General features: G+C 53.3%; 16 protein-coding genes. 5 read left to right on the top strand and 11 right to left on the bottom strand.

Annotated features, from left to right (window positions below):
* Nucleotides 1-214 precede the first annotated feature (214 nt).
* A complete protein-coding gene (locus tag PHV74_00610) occupies nt 215-637 on the top strand; it encodes a pyridoxamine 5'-phosphate oxidase family protein (GenBank protein MDD5092871.1) in 423 nt (140 codons plus the stop codon).
* 144 nt (nt 638-781) lie between these two features.
* Here PHV74_00610 and PHV74_00605 read toward each other — a convergent pair whose 3' ends face one another.
* The 3 genes from PHV74_00605 to PHV74_00595 form a co-directional block, all read right to left on the bottom strand.
* Nucleotides 782-1,303: a hypothetical protein gene (locus tag PHV74_00605; GenBank protein ID MDD5092870.1), complete on the bottom strand. Its 522-nt coding sequence runs from the start codon at nt 1,301-1,303 to the stop codon at nt 782-784.
* A 13-nt stretch (nt 1,304-1,316) separates the two neighbouring features.
* The gene (locus PHV74_00600) at nt 1,317-5,648 is read right to left on the bottom strand and encodes a hypothetical protein (GenBank protein ID MDD5092869.1); all 4,332 of its coding nucleotides are present in this window, start codon (nt 5,646-5,648) and stop codon (nt 1,317-1,319) included.
* 150 nt (nt 5,649-5,798) lie between these two features.
* Complete coding sequence (locus PHV74_00595; GenBank protein MDD5092868.1) at nt 5,799-6,248, bottom strand: thioesterase family protein; 450 nt, start codon at nt 6,246-6,248, stop codon at nt 5,799-5,801.
* A gap of 485 nt (nt 6,249-6,733) precedes the next feature.
* Between PHV74_00595 and PHV74_00590 the strand changes: the two genes are divergently transcribed.
* The 4 genes from PHV74_00590 to PHV74_00575 are packed head-to-tail and all read left to right on the top strand — an operon-like array spanning nt 6,734 to nt 10,574.
* Entirely contained in the window at nt 6,734-7,837 is a 1,104-nt protein-coding gene (locus PHV74_00590) for a hypothetical protein (protein MDD5092867.1), read from the top strand.
* Nucleotides 7,838-7,888: 51 nt separating this feature from the next.
* Entirely contained in the window at nt 7,889-9,814 is a 1,926-nt protein-coding gene (locus PHV74_00585) for an aldehyde ferredoxin oxidoreductase family protein (protein MDD5092866.1), read from the top strand.
* Nucleotides 9,815-9,819: 5 nt separating this feature from the next.
* Nucleotides 9,820-10,296: a 4Fe-4S dicluster domain-containing protein gene (locus PHV74_00580; protein ID MDD5092865.1), complete on the top strand. Its 477-nt coding sequence runs from the start codon at nt 9,820-9,822 to the stop codon at nt 10,294-10,296.
* On the top strand, nt 10,293-10,574 hold the full coding sequence (locus PHV74_00575) for a MoaD/ThiS family protein (GenBank protein ID MDD5092864.1): 282 nt from the start codon (nt 10,293-10,295) through the stop codon (nt 10,572-10,574). Before PHV74_00580 ends, PHV74_00575 begins: the two co-directional genes overlap by 4 nt.
* Nucleotides 10,575-10,851: 277 nt before the next feature.
* Here PHV74_00575 and PHV74_00570 read toward each other — a convergent pair whose 3' ends face one another.
* The 8 genes from PHV74_00570 to PHV74_00535 all read right to left on the bottom strand — a co-directional run bounded on the left by PHV74_00570 (nt 10,852) and on the right by PHV74_00535 (nt 16,431).
* Nucleotides 10,852-11,370 carry a hypothetical protein gene (locus PHV74_00570; GenBank protein MDD5092863.1) on the bottom strand — a complete coding sequence of 173 codons (519 nt, stop codon included), beginning with the start codon at nt 11,368-11,370 and terminating at the stop codon, nt 10,852-10,854.
* Between the two features lie 3 nt (nt 11,371-11,373).
* On the bottom strand, nt 11,374-11,919 hold the full coding sequence (locus tag PHV74_00565) for a hypothetical protein (protein MDD5092862.1): 546 nt from the start codon (nt 11,917-11,919) through the stop codon (nt 11,374-11,376).
* Nucleotides 11,920-12,209: 290 nt separating this feature from the next.
* Nucleotides 12,210-12,569, bottom strand: a complete 360-nt coding sequence (locus PHV74_00560) for a type II toxin-antitoxin system VapC family toxin (GenBank protein MDD5092861.1) — start codon at nt 12,567-12,569, stop codon at nt 12,210-12,212.
* A complete protein-coding gene (locus PHV74_00555; protein ID MDD5092860.1) occupies nt 12,566-12,769 on the bottom strand; it encodes a type II toxin-antitoxin system VapB family antitoxin in 204 nt (67 codons plus the stop codon). Before PHV74_00555 ends, PHV74_00560 begins: the two co-directional genes overlap by 4 nt.
* A gap of 178 nt (nt 12,770-12,947) precedes the next feature.
* Nucleotides 12,948-13,256, bottom strand: a complete 309-nt coding sequence (locus PHV74_00550) for a DUF3795 domain-containing protein (GenBank protein ID MDD5092859.1) — start codon at nt 13,254-13,256, stop codon at nt 12,948-12,950.
* 5 nt (nt 13,257-13,261) lie between these two features.
* The gene (locus tag PHV74_00545; GenBank protein ID MDD5092858.1) at nt 13,262-13,684 is read right to left on the bottom strand and encodes a YbgC/FadM family acyl-CoA thioesterase; all 423 of its coding nucleotides are present in this window, start codon (nt 13,682-13,684) and stop codon (nt 13,262-13,264) included.
* A 92-nt stretch (nt 13,685-13,776) separates the two neighbouring features.
* Entirely contained in the window at nt 13,777-14,568 is a 792-nt protein-coding gene (locus PHV74_00540; protein ID MDD5092857.1) for an enoyl-CoA hydratase-related protein, read from the bottom strand.
* 303 nt (nt 14,569-14,871) lie between these two features.
* Nucleotides 14,872-16,431 carry an acyl-CoA carboxylase subunit beta gene (locus tag PHV74_00535; GenBank protein MDD5092856.1) on the bottom strand — a complete coding sequence of 520 codons (1,560 nt, stop codon included), beginning with the start codon at nt 16,429-16,431 and terminating at the stop codon, nt 14,872-14,874.
* Nucleotides 16,432-16,433 lie beyond the last annotated feature (2 nt).

Genomic DNA, 16,433 nt, shown 5'->3' with positions numbered 1-16,433 from the left:
TGCGTTTGCTGGTAGATGAGATAATCTACTATGACGATGGTCGGCTGACCATCAAGACCATCATCCCCCTCAATGATAATGTGCAATTGCATCCTGAAGCTCGGGGGATTGAGGGGGTTTAGTCAAAGCATTTCGGAAAAACAGGGTGCATCTGGACTCTTGACTCTTATGCAGTAAACAGAGTAGTCTTTGGACATAACGTTGGAGGTGCCGCATGGACAAGAGCGAAATCATTGCCTTTCTGAACGCCAATCCTGCCTGTCACCTGGCCACGGTTGAGGGAGATCAGCCACGCGTGCGGGGACTGCTGATCTACCGGGCGGACGAAAAGGGGATACTCTTCCACACCGGCAAGATGAAGGATTTGCACAAGCAGCTTGTGGCCAACCCCAAGGTCGAGATGTGCTTCAATGACTTGCAGAAGGGCATCCAGGTGCGAGTGGCGGGAACTGCCGAACTGGTGGAAGACCTCAACCTGAAGAAGGAGATCGTGTCGAAAAGGGAGTTCCTCAAGAACTGGATCGATTCCAAGCTGGTCACCTATGATACGCTGGCCGTCTATCGGGTGCGCGACTGTGTAGCCACTGTCTGGACGATGGCTACCAACTTCGCTCCCACCACCTATGTTCGGATTTGAATGTAAGGGCCTGCCATTGCGAGGAGTCCTTAATCTGACGAAAAGCGACGAGGCAATCTCAAAGCGTCGTGTCTCCAGATGGTGGTTTTCATTCCATGCCACTCCACCTATCTCGCTTCAGAGAAGTCACTCGAGAATGGATGGTTAGCTGAGGTCCAACATCTGGGTGAAAGCCTCTCTCGGATACTTGTATCCCTTGTAGCCGACGCTGCTGTGGGGAACCATGTTCAGACGCTGTTCAAGTTCACGCAGATCGATCTTGGCGTGTTTCCGGGCCAGATCTTCAACATGTGCATAGATATGGTTGTTGATATCATTTAGAGTTCCCAGAACGCTTCGGCTATCTGTCCGGGTTATTACCGTCTCACCGTAGTCTTGAAACACCTGTTGCATCCGGCTTTCGGAAACACGGTTTTCCTGTAATGCCCGGTAAAGGTTCTTCCGAAAGATCACGGGCAAATCGGCGCCTTTCTCCCGAGGTCTGCTAACATCAATGATGCAATAGAGCGATTTGTCGTTGATGAAGAGGAGAAGTCGCGGCCGCAGGAAATCAACGACTGTTGCATGCCAGTCCCCCAGCAACGTATCCGCGGCCTTTTCCGGCGGGAGGGCATCTTTTGCTCTGGAGAAATCGAGAAGTTTTCGGGTGCATTTCAACTGCAGCATTTGATTCGTTCCTCTATCCTATTACCCTCGGCAGAATCCCTTTGATGTAATCATCGGAAGCTAAATTGAGCTTTGGAACTGTTTTTGTGGAGACCTTGGAGAGTTCCTTGAAGAACTCGTCCTCGATGACCTGCTGGGATTTTTCGTCCTTGCCTTCCACCCGGCAGATGATCATCGGCTGGGTGTTTGATTTGCGTACCAGCGCCTGCCCCAGCCACTTCCCGCCTTTGTCCAGCCATTTAATCAGGCCGCCGTCGGTGGTATCGATGGGGTAGCCCTTGCGGCGGAAAATTTTGAGGACGGCATCGACCACCTCCTGCTTTTCGGCCAGGATGTTGGTGCCGAGGCGGATATTCAGTTCCGGGGTGGCCGGATATCGCGGCACGGCCTCATCGAGATCGATAAACGTCTTGCCTTCCTTCAGTCCGTCGGCGATGGCGGAGAGTACTTTGATGGAGGCCAGCAGCGCGTCATCGAAAATCCAGTTCTCCTCGTGCCCGGCCATCTGGTGTCCGGAAAGCTCCGCCGCCAGCGCGATGGGCTCCTTATTCTCCCGGAGGTTGATCTTGCGCCCGAACAATTCGATCTCCGGCTCGCCTGCCCGGAGGGCGCGCGCCAGAGCTTTGGTGCCGTCCTTGATGAAGGCAAATCCGGTGGGGCTGAGGATATATTCTCCGCCCAGCGACGTGATGTATTCTTCAGCGACGCGGGAGAATTTCACCTCGCCCAGGAATCGGGGTTTTCCCGGTTTGCCCAGTCTGACATGCTCTTCGATGATCGGCTTGGCCTGGATGGCCAGAGTTCGATCTCCCTCCACCACTCGTCCATCGCTGCGGACGTAGATCACCCGGTCGGCGTCTTCATCGTTGCCGATCCCGATCACTTCCTTCTTCGATCTGGCCGCTTCCTTCATTACTGCCGCCTCAAGCTGTTTGCGATACTTGGCCTTGATGGGGTCGGGCATGTGGGCGGGGAAGGAGCCGTCCGGGAAGTCGTTCAGCGCCACCACCTCGGCTCCAAGATCGGAGTAGACCTCTGCGGTCCTCCATGCCGAGCCGTTGCCAAAGTCGATAACCGCAATCAGACCCTCAAAGGGATGTTTGATGGCGGTAGCCGGTTGTTCAATATCGGCAGGCAAATCCAGGGTCTGGCGGATTTGAGCCCATTTTTGCTTATCGGGCTTCTCGGGGAAGTCCAACTTGGAGGTGACATCCAGGAGCGCTTTGAGTCCTTTATCCTGCCACCTTTGCAACAGTTCGATCCAGATCGCCCTTCCCAGACGGCAATTGGCCTTTACCAGTTCGTTGTGGTATCGAACCACCTCGCCCTCTTCGATCTTGGTGTATTTCCCCTCGCCCTCCAGAAAATCGCCCTCCAGCACCGTTCTCTTGATTTCGAGCATCTGGTCGGCGTTGATGCTGGTGATAAACCCATCGGCGCTCCGAATCACCTGTTTGAGTCCGTTGTATTCCGCCTCATTGTGGCTGGCGGTGATATTTATGCCCCCATCGGCATTCAGATAGGGGATGGAGAAATAGAGTTCGGGAGTTGTTGTGACGCCGACGTCGAGGACGTTCACGCCTGTGGAGCAGATGCCTTTGATCAACTGTTGGCGGATTCTTTCTGTGGAAAGCCGAACGCCTCCACCGACCGTCACTGTAGGGGCAATCCCTTGTGGTTGCCCTCCTTGTTCTCTGCGCAGAAAAGTCCCGAATCCCTTTCCCAGATAGTAACAGACTCGGTCCGAGAGATATTTATCGGCGATGGCGCGCACGTCATAAGTCTGGAAGATGACCGGATCGATCTGCTGGGGAGCAAGCACAAAAGACCGCAGCAGAACGGAGTCCGCTTTGGCCGCGATTTTGTATTGCCCGATTGAAGCCGGAACCAGCGCCGATTCCCATTGCCCGATGGCTGCTTTTGAGCCTTCTCCGATCAGATCGCATTTGCCTTCAAGGCAGGTCAGTATTTGAAAACCGCCCTTGGTGTCGGCATCGAGTGCATCGCCGTAAGCCAGCCTCAGGCGGTCAAGGGAGAAGTAGAAGCTGTCGATCAGGCGTTCCTCTTTATCGCTGATCCTGATAGGAGTCAGCTCGAAATCTGCCTTGCCGGTCTTCTTGAAGTTGAGCGACGCCATGGCTTTGGCGATGTGCAGCGGTCGTTGGGGAACCCGGTTCCAATCCCACACCCGGTAGGTGATCCCGGAGGACTGCTGGATTTCGGCCAGAACCACCCCTTTGCCGATGGCGTGAACGGTCCCGGTGGGATTGATCAGCACATCGCCGACGCGCGCCTCAATCGGGGTCAGATACTTCTGCGCGATATTGACCCTAGGCGAGGAGAGGTCCTTCTCGAATTCAGATTCATTCACATCTTCCTTGAAACCCAGATAGAGCACGGCGCCTTTTTCGGCTTTCAGCACCACCCATGCCTCGGTCTTGCCCGTGTCGCTTTCGCCGAGTTCCCGGGCCTTCTCATCGGAGGGGTGCACTTGGACGGAGAGGTCTTCGCGGGCATCGAGGAACTTGAAAAGGATCGGCAGCCTTCCGATGAACTCTTCGGCCATCTGATGGCCCAGGATGTCCTCGCTCATCAGCGCCAACAGGTCGCTCAAGGGAATTGCCGAGCCATCTTGCAGATGGATGGTCGAGGGATGTTGGGGGTGGGAGGAACACTCCCACGATTCGGCGATCTTCTTTCCGGAAGGCGGCAACCCCTTCATCTTTTCGATATGGTCTCCTCCCCACACGATCTCCACCAGATTATCGGTGGCCGGCTTGATGAAGCTACGTGCCAGTGATTTAATCTTCTCTCGATTCTTGTAATGGCCCATCCGCTTACTCCTCTCAGCCACAATGCCTGACTCAGACTGACTTCCCACCAATCGGCTCAGAGACTCGAAGGTGTAAGGATTCCCACAGATCAGGCGATCCCAGTCTTCCTTGCCATCGCGCCGGATTTCGGTTCTCATTCTCATCTGACCTAGAGACGGCATGAACACATCGGCGGCCACTTCTCCCGTGTTGAGCGCCATCTCATTCAGATCGATGCAGCCGTAGATGAGCGCCCCGTCTATCCGTGCGCGTCCCAGATGGCTTGACATAATGGCAGAGGCCGTCGAATCGAGGTGGTCGGCTTCCACTCCGAGGAGAACGCTGTCTTTGACTTTTCCTTTGATATGCGAATTCACGATGATCGAGTTTTCCACGGTGAGACCGTCTTTGCTGCAACTTTGGATGTGATGGCTTTCTAAGTTGTAGAATTGCCGCAGGCAGGCGCCTTCAAAGGAGTCCTCCAGCGCTTTGAGGAAATTCTGATGATAAAGCCGGAGCTGGCCATAGTCCCACCAGAGAGTTTGATTCCCCACGTCTTTATCGCCGAAGAGCCTCAGCCTTTGTTGATCCTTGGTCATGAATCGCTGTTTGAATTGATCCAGTCTATCCCAGAGCGCCGGGCTGCCCCCGGCTGAAGTGAATTGTTCTCTGGTGGAGGTCAGCGGCATCCAGAGGTGGGGATCGGTGTCCATTTTTACCCGTTTCTCGGTAAGCTCGGCGGCGAACTCTTCCAGCAGAGCGGAGAGCAAGTTGTGGGAAACCGAGAAACATCCCAGACTTTTTCCCAGGATGACCCGGCCGGAAGCATCCGGTTTGATGAGCCCGACGGCGGTGAGTTTTCTGAGATCGTCCCAGCATTGTTTTTCCCTTTGCAGCGCGTCACCGTGAGCATCGGGGATGATAAGTCCATAGCTTTGCCAGCTGCTCTTCCAGCTCTCCTCATCTGCCGGTATCTGATCGCGGATATCCAGTATCTCGGCATGGTGGTTGCCTTCAAAATTGGCGGATCGGGAGGGGATGAAGACCTGATCTCCCCAGAAAACGCCGAGCCTCCCGGGACGGGAGTCGGCAAAGATTCCAGTCTGAAAGATGACCGCTTCCAGTACAGTAAGAGGCGTTCTGATGCCGTCGATCTCGATCAGCCGGGGCAGCTTGATGGCCGATTTGTTGTTGGCCTCAGCAGCCGTTATCGGGGCCATCCGCGTTCCCTTGCCTGCCGTGTGGTACATGGCGATGGTTCCGCCTCCGGCGAGAATCTGGTGCAGGTTGAGGATGGAGCTTGCCTTTTGGAAGGCGTAAAGGGTTCCCAGTAATTGTCCGGCTCCGCCCGGCCAGTCCTCTTCCACGGAGATCACCTGTGTTTTGCGGGGAGTTACCGTGCCACGGGAAGACTGAAGCCGCTTCTGCCAGAAATCTGCCTGATCGTGGCTCGAAGAGACGATGATAATGACGTCGAAACCGTGTTCGACTTCGACCGCCGCATACATGGACCGAATATTGGAAAGATGCATCGTACCAGCCTCCGTTTTGCTCTATGATAGCCTAGAGCGAGGGAGCAAGGCAATCGGGGATGTCAGCCAATTAATGCCACTGTTGAGATGTGGTACAGGTGAAGGTCGGCGTGATTTCGAGAATAGAGCAAATTTGCAGTTGGCACAACGTCAACCGACAACATAGGAGCCTGTGGCCATGGCGATAAGTTGTTGCTGGTCGTTGTGCAGCTCACTGTGCGTAATAGCAACTTTCTTGCCGATATGAACGATCTTACCGGAAGCAACAAAGTGGCGACCTTTCCCCGGCTGGATAAAGTCAATCCGCAAATCCAGGGTGCCTCCCTTATAAAGCTCGCGCAGGCTCTTCGGAGGTTGATCCTTGACCTGTCTGGCGTGATGGAGCCCCAGGACAAGAGCCCCCTCCAAGTCGAGGATTGCCGAAGTAACTCCTCCATGCAAGACACGAAAGGCAGGATTGCCCACCAACTCATCCCGCATGGAGAATCTGATGCAGCCATTGTCCAGATCGAATGACTCTGGCGTCAACGTCAGGGTCTTATGGAAGGGCATATTGATCAATGCATCCATGAAGATCTCGAAGTTGTCACTGTGACCCATCGCTGTGCCTCCCGAAAAATGATAAGCGTTGAGAAGAAGCTCTAGTTGGGGACCAGTGTTGAGTATACAAGCATGCGTTGGGACAATCAACACGCTGTTTCTTTCAGCATGAGGCGAGCCTGAATGACAGGTCAATTTTGCCTGTATGGTGAGCCTTGCAGGTTTCTGCAGCCTTGTTGCGCTTAGAAAAGGGGCAGTGATCCAATGTGGCGAGTGAAGGCGGAAAATCAGGCATATCGTAATGATGTTAAATTGGTATCCTTTTCAGGAGACTATTATGTTGCTTGAGTGCCTTCATATGGGTTAAAATGTTAACCAAACAGGACATCATTAAGCATCACCGCCGGGCCAATTCGTCCATTGCCCCTGCACGTCTCAAGATTGCTGGGCAGAGCCGAAGTTGGCAATACGACATCCTTGCCGTGAGCGTTCTGAACGTTGTGACATCATAAGCCGAGAACTCAAATAAATAAAAGGAGGGCGAAGTGAAATCACCTTACCGGGTCATCGTATGGGGACCGGGAACTATAGGCAGCGTATTGCTCCGGGAGATCGCCAAAAAGCCGGAACTGGAACTGGTGGGGGTCCGTGCTTACAATCCCGAGAAGAACGGAAAGGATGCGGGAGAGTATCTGGGTATGGCCCCGATGGGGGTGCGTATGACCACTGATCAGGAGAAGATACTTAACCTGGATGCCGACTGCGTTCTGTTTTGTCCGAACCTGAGCACCAAGATGCGTGTCGATTCGGAGGCTACCAATATCGTCTGCCGAATGCTGGAGTCCGGCAAGAATGTCATCACCTCGGCCAACTGGTGGTATCCTTCTTATCATTCGCAGGCTCTGGCGGATAAGCTGCAAAAGGCGTGTGAAAAAGGCGGCGCAAGCCTGCACGGTACGGGCGTGAATCCCGGCTGGCTGATCGAACGCATCGTCACCACCCTTACCGGGGCCTCCACCAGCATTTCCTATATCAAAGTCCAGGAAGTAGTTGATCTCAGGAGAGTTGAGAGTGCCGACATGATGAGAGGGCTGGGTTTCGGGTCACCCTTGAGCCAGAAGCCGATGATAGAGGATGCGGGTGATCAGGGCTATACCGAGAGTCTGGCGCTCACCTGCTCGATTCTGGGAGTCGAGGTGGAGCGCATGGAGACGGAGAAGAATTATTTCGTTGCCCGAAAGGATATCAACTTGATTCCGCTGACCGTGAAAAAGGGTACCCGGGCAGGATGCGATTTTTCATATCATGCCATTGTGGATGGCAAACGCTTCCTCACCCTGGAGGAGATATGGTACGTTGATGATGATGACCTCGAGGAGGGGCTGCTTCCCGGTGACTACTATACCATTATTATCGAAGGGCAGCCGGTTTCCGTCAGGTGCAAGTTCGAGCTGCTGGCCTCGGCCGAGAAGAACCTTCGCTTTCTTGAAGGTGATCGGACCGCGCCTGCATGGTATACCACTGCTGTTAACATCATACAAACCATTCCCATTGTTTGCGGGGCCAAACCGGGGATCGTTTATCCCAACACCTTCGCCAACTTCGTGCCGGACCTGCGCAATTTCAAGAGCCCGTTGATTGTCAGATAGCCGATTTTACAGACAGACGGATGCCGATTAAACGTAAAGGAGCAGAGCGGCATGTACGGATGGGCAGGGACCATACTGGATGTTGACCTTTCCTGCGGAAAGATCAGGAAGGAACCCTTTGATCAATCGTTGGGCAAAGACTATCTGGGAGGCAGAGGGATCAACTCCCGAATTCTCTTCAGCGAGGTCCGGCCGGGGATCGATGCTGCCTCACCTGATAATTTGCTGATCTTTGGGACGGGACCGCTGGGAGGAACCGTGGCACCCTCGGCGAACAGGATGAGCGTGACTGCCAAGTCTTTCGCCTACCCGGGCATAGGAATGTCCAATGTAGGTGGGAGCTTTGGTCCGGAGCTGAAGTGGGCGGGTTACGATCATGTTGTGATTCGGGGCAGGGCAGAGGAGCCGGTCTATATTTTCATCGATGATGATACGGTAACCATCAGGCCCGCCAAACATCTGTGGAACAGAAACACATGGGAAACTGATCGGTTGATCAAGAATGAGCTCGGCGATCCCAATATCAAGGTGGCTTCCATCGGCCCTGCCGGGGAGAAGCTGGTGAGATTTGCCGTCATCCTGTTCACGATGCACCGTGTGGCGGGCATGACCGGAATGGGTGCGGTAATGGGCTCGAAGAACCTCAAAGCCATAGCGGTGAGAGGCACGGGAAGCATTCGCGTTGCCGATCCGAAACGGATGATAGCACTGACACGCGAGATCACCAATCGGATCATGCAGAACCCGTACTATCGCTATTTCTCCGTTCATGGATCTCCTGCATCCATGCTGGTGGCAGATAAGGCTGGTATTCTGAGCATCAGAAACTTCCAGCAAGCCAGCCCCTGGGAGGGGGCCGTGAACTTCAAAAAATCCAGCATAAGCCAGTACTACACCAGGGACAAGGCCTGTCATGCCTGTCCTCTGCATTGCAGCCACTTCTTTGAAGTAAAGGACGGGCCTTACAAAGGTGAGAAGGGAGAGGGCGTCGAGGGCGGTCTCGTCTATCCCTTCGGTCCCAACCTGGGAAACTCCAGTCTGGAGTCTATGTTCAGGATATTGAACCTCTGCAACCAGTACGGGATGGACACCATTGAGCTGCCGTTTGCGATTGCCGCAGCGATGGAATGGTACCAGCAGGGCATCATCACCCAAAAGGATACGGACGGCATTGAGCTGGAGTGGGGCAATGTCGATGCGATCATTGCCATGATTCACAAGGTCGGCAATAGAGAAGGGTTCGGTGATCTGCTGGCTGAAGGGGGGTATCGAGCATCTCTGAAGATCGGCGGCAAGGCGGCGGAGGATTACAGCCACTGCAAAGGAATGGGAATGGGGTCGGATGATCCGAGATTGATGAAGGCTTATGTGCTGTCCGGATCAACGAGCACAATACCCGGCCATCATGAGGAGGGTTACCCTCCGGCGATATCTCCGGAAAAAATGAAGACCCTGATAGGCACTGATCGGGAAGCCGATCCCACCTCCTACGAAAAGGCGGCGACGACGGTCTACTACCAGAACCTCTGCACGATGACAGACGCGGTGGAGATATGCAAGTTCATTTCTGGGTGGGCTGAGCAGGAGATTCATTTCCAGGAGGCAGCGGATCTCTTCTCAGCCGCGACTGGGATCGAGCGGGATGCTGAACAGATGAAGCTGGCGGCAGAGAGGATCAATGCTCTGGAGAGGGCCTTTGCCGTGCGGGAAGGGATAAGCCGGGAAGATGACCGCTTCCGGGGCAGAATAGCCAGAGAGCCCATTCAAGGTGGTCCCTGCAAAGGTGAAGAAATTGATCCTGAGAAATTCGAATCAATGCTGGATCGATACTATGAACTCAGGGATTGGGACGTCAAGACCGGAATTCCCAGCAGAGCCAAGCTGGAGATGCTCGGTTTGGACGATGTAGCCAAAGCGTTGAGCGACATGGGAAAACTCCCGCCACAAAAGAATACCCCCGAATATCAGGAGAAGTAACAAAAATGATGAAGAGTATTCAGGTCGATTCGAAGCTGTGTAACGGGTGCCGTATATGTATGATGGTTTGCTCTGAAAAGAAGTCTGGGAAGTTCAATCCGTTCTGCAGCGGGATAAGGATCCACTCTGATTCCGAAACGGGGACGGATGTTCCTTCGGTTTGCAGGCAATGCAGGAATCCTGTCTGCATCAAAGCATGTCCTGCCGAAAAAACGTGGAAGGGCACAAAACCTTTTGCTCCCCCGATCTTTCGCGATGAGAAGACGGGAATAGTATGGCTTGACACCAGCAAGGAGAGTTGCCTAGGTTGCCGGGAATGCATGCTGGCCTGTCCTTTCGGTTCAATTCGACTCGTTCCTGAGGACCTTCAACTGGTCAAATGCGATCTTTGCGGCGGCGATCCTCAATGTGTTTTGTCTTGTCCCACCGGCGCTATTCGCTTTGTGGAAGTAAGCCTCTTGCATGGCAATAGGGCTAAATGATGATACGGGTAGAAATCTACCCCAGGACAGAAGCTCTCAGTGAGAAGCGTTATCTGGAAGCGGAACCAGATACGACGCTGAGGCAATTCATGGGACGGTTGGTTGAAGCGCACGGTTCTCACTTGGGTATGGATTTCATTGATCAGACGACCGGAGAAATCAAACTCCACTACATGGTGGTGATCAATGGGAAGCGGGTATCCCCGTCTGAAAGGGACGAGATGATTCTGAAAGACGGCGATGTGGTTTCGATCATCAGGCCTCATACCGGCGGGTAGAACTTGGTTTGTGCGGTCACGAACTTGGCTATGACTTCACAGCCGGATTACTACCTGTTCTGACCAGAATCCATCCTCCTCGCACCAAGCAGCAGAGACGATGTCCATCTACCTTGGCTTTCCTGCCGGTGATGTCTGGATCACCATGGCCAGGTTGAATGGGTTGGAGAATTTGCCAGCTGACTATTCGTAGTGGGTCCACATCCGGATCACTTTCACCTACCGTTTGTCAGGCTGCTTTTCTGTGGCCTCATGCTTGGCAAAACTGCCTATGTTTTCAATTCACCTTGAGCAAGCCTCTGCCTGTTATCAGCGGAAGTTCAAATCCAGAAAGAACGCCCGGTCGCGCTTCACAGATTGCCGGGATGGCGTTGACCAGTCGCATGGCTGTTGCATAGGCAGCAGCTTTCATGAAGTCGCCGTCATCGATCGAGAACTCCAGGCTGACTTTATACTTCAACTTGCCGCCAATCTCGATGATGTATCCTCCGTCACCCCCCGGAGGTTGTGGCCAATCGGGAGCGATGGTTCGATCGATTCGGGTGATATGCTCGATGCATAAGGCGGGTTTTCCTTTGACCACGCCCTCTACACGGAAGCGCAAAGCACCCATAGTGCCGGCTTTCAAACCATGGCCCAATACGGTCACATCTCTTTCAAGAGGACGACCTTCACAGCTGACAACGATGTCATCGAGGTCGACGCCCAGACCATCGGCCAATTCGTACAGAGGCGGAATCCAGATTTCCCCGACGTACTTGGGCGGTTGAGTGAAAATGGGTTTCCCGAACCCCATGAACTAGATGATGGCGTAGGCATTCAAATAGGTGGTGTAATCCATGATCTCGGTGACGTGTGCAAACTCGATGCGCTGGCACACGCCGGAAAGGACCAGAGGCAACACATCTGTGGCAAAACCCGGATCCAGTCCTGAGACGAAATAGGAGACGCTTTCTTTCTGACAAGCGGCCTCGAGGCGTCTGACCGTGTTCACGTCCCCATGTCGGCCGGGAACATTCTTCGATGGTTTGAGGATGGCTGAGGAGGCGATATTTTTGCCGGAGAGGAGGATGCTCTCGACTTCATCGACCACCGGATCGCCACTGAACGCCACACCATTGTAGCTGACGCAATCTGCCTGCATCGCCAGTAAGCTCGCACGATCAGTGGTGGCCCTGATACCGGTAGGAGGCAGACCGCATAAGTCTCCGGCGTCTTTGCCATTCTTCTCTTTGGAGTAAACAGCCACTCCAATTAGTTCGAGTTGGGGATTTTCGATGATTCCCCGAAGCGCCCCTGTTCCTACCTGGCCGGTACCCCATTGGATGACACGGTACTTCTTCATGTGATCCCTCCATTCTACTCAGATTTGAACGAAGTAACCCGTTGAAACTGATGGAAGACCCTGCGGATAGATAAGCTGGAAAGCCTGGATCGTGGACCTGAATGGGTTATGGAAGAGGTATACCACAAACAGAAGCTGGAAGCAATAGCCCGGTCTCAATGGTCATCCTTGGATTTGTGGATATTATGAGCTTCATGAAGGAGCAAGACCAGGCTCAAAGATGAACGCTTTGTTGGTCGGTGTAGATTGACTCGGACAGGCTTTGGGGTGAAGCAGAGAGATACACCGATCTACTGGTAATCTACATTCAATTTGGTAGAAGCAGCCTTTAGAGCTTTATCGAATGTCCACAGAGGTGCTTCTGATAAAAGTGCCGACGCAAGTAAATGAACATCAATGAAGCTGAGGCCAATGCCCATCAAGCTTTGTGTCTCGATAAATCGCAGTACCTCTTCATGAGTAGCCGTCTTTGCCGCTGGCAGCAATTGCAGGAGAGACAGTATTTCAGCTCTGTTCTGGAGGTTGCCGCAAGCCAACTCCCCCACAACAAAGGGATGGCAACAGACCTTCCCGTCATTCAGCAGTTTTCGCAGGTGAGCATCATCACCTCTAAGGTGGGATACCCAGACGGAAGTATCCACTAGGATCATACTCGTTTGGCGGCCGTCCTTCTTCTGGGGATGGATTTCAAGTCTTTCTCGGTTCCACCAAGGTTGGCCAGCCTTTTACTGCTTTCCCTGGCGATCAAAGCTTCCAGTCCCAGTCTGACCAATGATGTTTTCTCATTAATACCCGTCAACTCGGAAGCCTTCTGCAAGATTTCATCGTCAATGTTCAGTGTCGTTCTCATATGCATCAGTATGCATTGTGTAGGCATCTGTGTCAAGAGTGGGTTACGAGGAGAGGCTAATGCCACTTGTGGCCGCAAGAAAGACATTGCGGCTTGTGAACGCAGATCAACTCACCGCATTCCGGGCAGGGCCACTTCTCTTTTTCGTTTCTGATGAAGGACCTGATGCCGGACTTCTCTATGTGCTGAGATTGTCAATCATACTCATGCCATACTTGCTTCGGTAACGTTTGTCCAGGTGATTCAGCCTGGCGCAAGGAAAGCTGTCGCAACTGAAGCAGTATCTGGCTCGACCGCTCGCTATTTTCTCGCAGTTCTTGATCCGGCACGTGACGCAGGACTTTGATTTGAGACTGTCGTCACCCCGGCAACCGGGGCATGCTTTTTTATCTCTGGTGTAGGCCCGGCAGAGGCGGCAGTTCGTTCCGCAAGGAGCAATCAGTGCGGAGGGAATCGCTTTTGTTGAACTTCCTCCTGCTCCTTTCATGTGACCTATTTCTCGGCAATGTCTTTTGACTCAGCCAGCTTATCAAAAAAAGTATAGAGACTTTCTTTGAGAGGAAGAGCTTGTTTAGTTTTTGAGTCCAGAATAGCGAAAGTCACATCCGCGTCAGCAACTAAAGACTCCGTACCTCGAAATACTATCTCCTGATGAATTACACCACTTTTGGCCCGAACAGTAGATATATCAGTTCGTATTTCTAATACGTCACCCAATTTCGCCGGTCGTCTATAGTTGATGTTTATATTGGCTACAACAAAATCAAGCCCATGATGCCACTGGTCGGAGCTTCGGTTTTGTTCGAGGAAAACCCAACGTCCCTCTTCAAGGAATTCCAGATAGCGAGCATTGTTGACATGTTGATACACATCAAGGTGATATCCTCGAACCTTTATCTCAGTCTTGGTAAGCACGAATCTCCTTTAGCTCCATACAGAAAAAACCATCAAGAAAAGGGGAAGTGAAAAATTCTCTCCCTGTATTATAGGAGCACAAAAACGCTTGATTACTTTCCCTTGAAGGTTGGTTTGCGCTTTTCCATAAAAGCGCTGGCGGCTTCCTGATGATCCTCTGTCTCGGAGAGCATGGCATTGTGGGAGGAGACGCAGTCCAGGTGGCTCCGGAATGAGCTGTTTTGAGCCTGATAAACGGAGCGTTTCATCATACGGACGGCGAGGGGAGGTTTGCTGGCGATCTTCTCCGCGAGGACCATTGTCTCAGCCAAGAGGCGCTCATGAGGGACGACCTTGTTCACGATTCCCAGCGCGAAGGCCTCCTCTGCTGAAAGCATATCCCCGGTCAACATCAATTCAAGGGCCTTGGGAATTCCCACCAGCCGGGAAAGCAGGTATGCGCCACCGTCTCCGGCGATGATTCCCATGTTGATGTAGGATTCAGCGAACTTGGCTTTATCGGAAGAGACGCGCATATCGCAGGCCAGAGCCATGTCCATCCCGGCGCCGATGGCAGGACCGTTGACCGCTGCAATGATTGGCTTGTCCATGTCTTCCGTAAGGGTGAGATTCAGGTGGTGCAGACCTTCCCACATGAAGTTCTTGAATACCCATCCCCGCAGTCTGCCTTCGGCAAACTCGCGGACGTCCGCCCCGGCGCAGAAAGCGGCACCGTTGGCCGTCAGGATCAAAACCTTTATTTTATCGTCTGCAGATGCCTCGTCAAGGAACTGTTGAATCAGCCGGACCATCTCCCAGCTGAAGGCATTTCTGGTGTCTGTTCGATTCAGGGTGATGATGCCGATGGGACCTTCAACTTTGTATAGCGCTTGGGGTTCGCTCATGGCGTCACTTCCTTGTCTGTGTAGTAGTGTGGTGCTTGTCTTTTGCCCCAATCGTTGGGGGAATCGCCCTCACCCCCTCAGTCCCCCTCTCCCGTGAACGGGAAAGGGGGAAGAAAAAGACGGTTGGGGGGCACTCCCTTCGGCAAGCTCAGGGCAGGCCCTGAAATCCCGGAAGGGAAGAATCCATTCACTCTCTTGAGTCCCTCTCCCATCAGGGGAGAGGGTAGGTGAGGGTCGTGATTCCCGAGCGGGCGACCCCAAGAGTCGCCCCTACTGACAACTGATAACTGAGTCCTGATCGCCCTACATGTTGATGTTGGAGTATTTTCTCCAGGGCCGGATCTCGTTCTTCTTCTCCAGGATATCCAGAGCGCGATTGATCTGCTTGCGGGTATCCCCGGGCATGATGATATCGTCGATGAATCCTCGCGCGGCTCCCTGGTAAGGATTCTCATAGGTATCCAGGAACTCCTGCATCCTCTTTTCCTTCGTCGCCGCCGGATCGGCAGACTCCCTGATCTCCTTAGCAAAGATAATGCTGGCAGCCGATGCCGCTCCGACCACAGTCACTTTGGCATTGGGCCATGCAAAGACAAAGTCGGCACCGGTATCTTTGCAGCACATACCCAGATAAGCGCCGGCCAAAGACTTGCGCACGATCACGGTTATCTTGGGCACGGTGGCATCGATATAAGCATAAAGTGTTTTCGCTCCGTGGCGCAAAATCCCTCTCCATTCCTGCTCGGAGCCGATCATGTACGCCGGGGTATCATGGAGATTGACCAGCGGAATACTGAACAGATCACAGAACCGGACGAACCGGGCGATCTTATCGGCAGCATCACAGTCGATGGCCCCGCCGAGCCACGTCGACTGGCTGGCAACTATGCCGGTTGTCCGGCCATTGAATTTGGCAAAACCGACGATCACATTGCGGGCATGCATCTTCATGATCTCAAAGAAATAGCCGTTATCCGAAATCCTCTTGATCACCAGGTGCATATCAAAAGGCTTGAACGGCTGCGCCGGTACGATTGACTCGAAATCGGGGATGTCTCTCTCCGGATCATCATCGCACTTAGATACGGGAGCCTTCTCCTTGTTGTTTGAGGGCAGGAGCCCGAGCAATTCTTTTGCCTTATCCAGACAATCTTTATCATCCTCTGCGACCAGATGGGCGTTTCCTGACTTCACGCATTGAGCCGTCACGCCGCAAAGCTCTTCGAGGCTGATTGATTCTCCGGTTTGAGTCTCCACAAATGCCGGCCCCGCGATTCCCATGAATCCCGTCTTTTTGCACTGGAACAGGAAGTCCTGCATGACCGGATGATACGCCTGTCCACCGAGACACGGCCCCATCAGCAGAGCGATCTGCGGGACAATTCCGGAAGCCAGTATCTGAGATCGGAAGAGCCACCCATATGCGTTCAGGCTATCCAGTCCTTCCTGAAGCCGGGCACCTGCGGAGTCGTTCATGCCCACAAAAGGCCAGCCTTTCTCCTTGGCAAAATCGATGGCTATGGAAAGCTTCTTGCCGTGGTATTCGCCGAACGTTCCGGCCATGGAGGTGTAATCATCGGCGCTGGCAACAACGTATCGGCCGTTCACTTTGCCGAAGCCGGTGACGATTCCTTCGGCGGGAATTTCTTTCTTGCCCAGCCCGAAAGCGGTAGTCCGGTGTTCAACAAACTTCTTGAGCTCAGTGAAAGTGCCCGGATCGAAGAAGTACTCAATTCTTTCCCGCGCCGTCATCTTCCCTTCGTCATGCTGCTTTTTGACCGCAGCCGCACCGCCCATCTGCTCGATCTTATTGCGCTTCTCCTGGTATCTGGCCATCATCTCCGGGTATTCTGGATATTTCATGT

It is taken from the genome of Dehalococcoidia bacterium (genome assembly GCA_028711995.1).
Taxonomy (GTDB): Bacteria; Chloroflexota; Dehalococcoidia; order SZUA-161; family SpSt-899; genus JAQTRE01.
The sequence above is the reverse complement of the archived record's forward strand: the minus strand, read 5'-3'. Positions and strand labels throughout refer to the sequence as shown.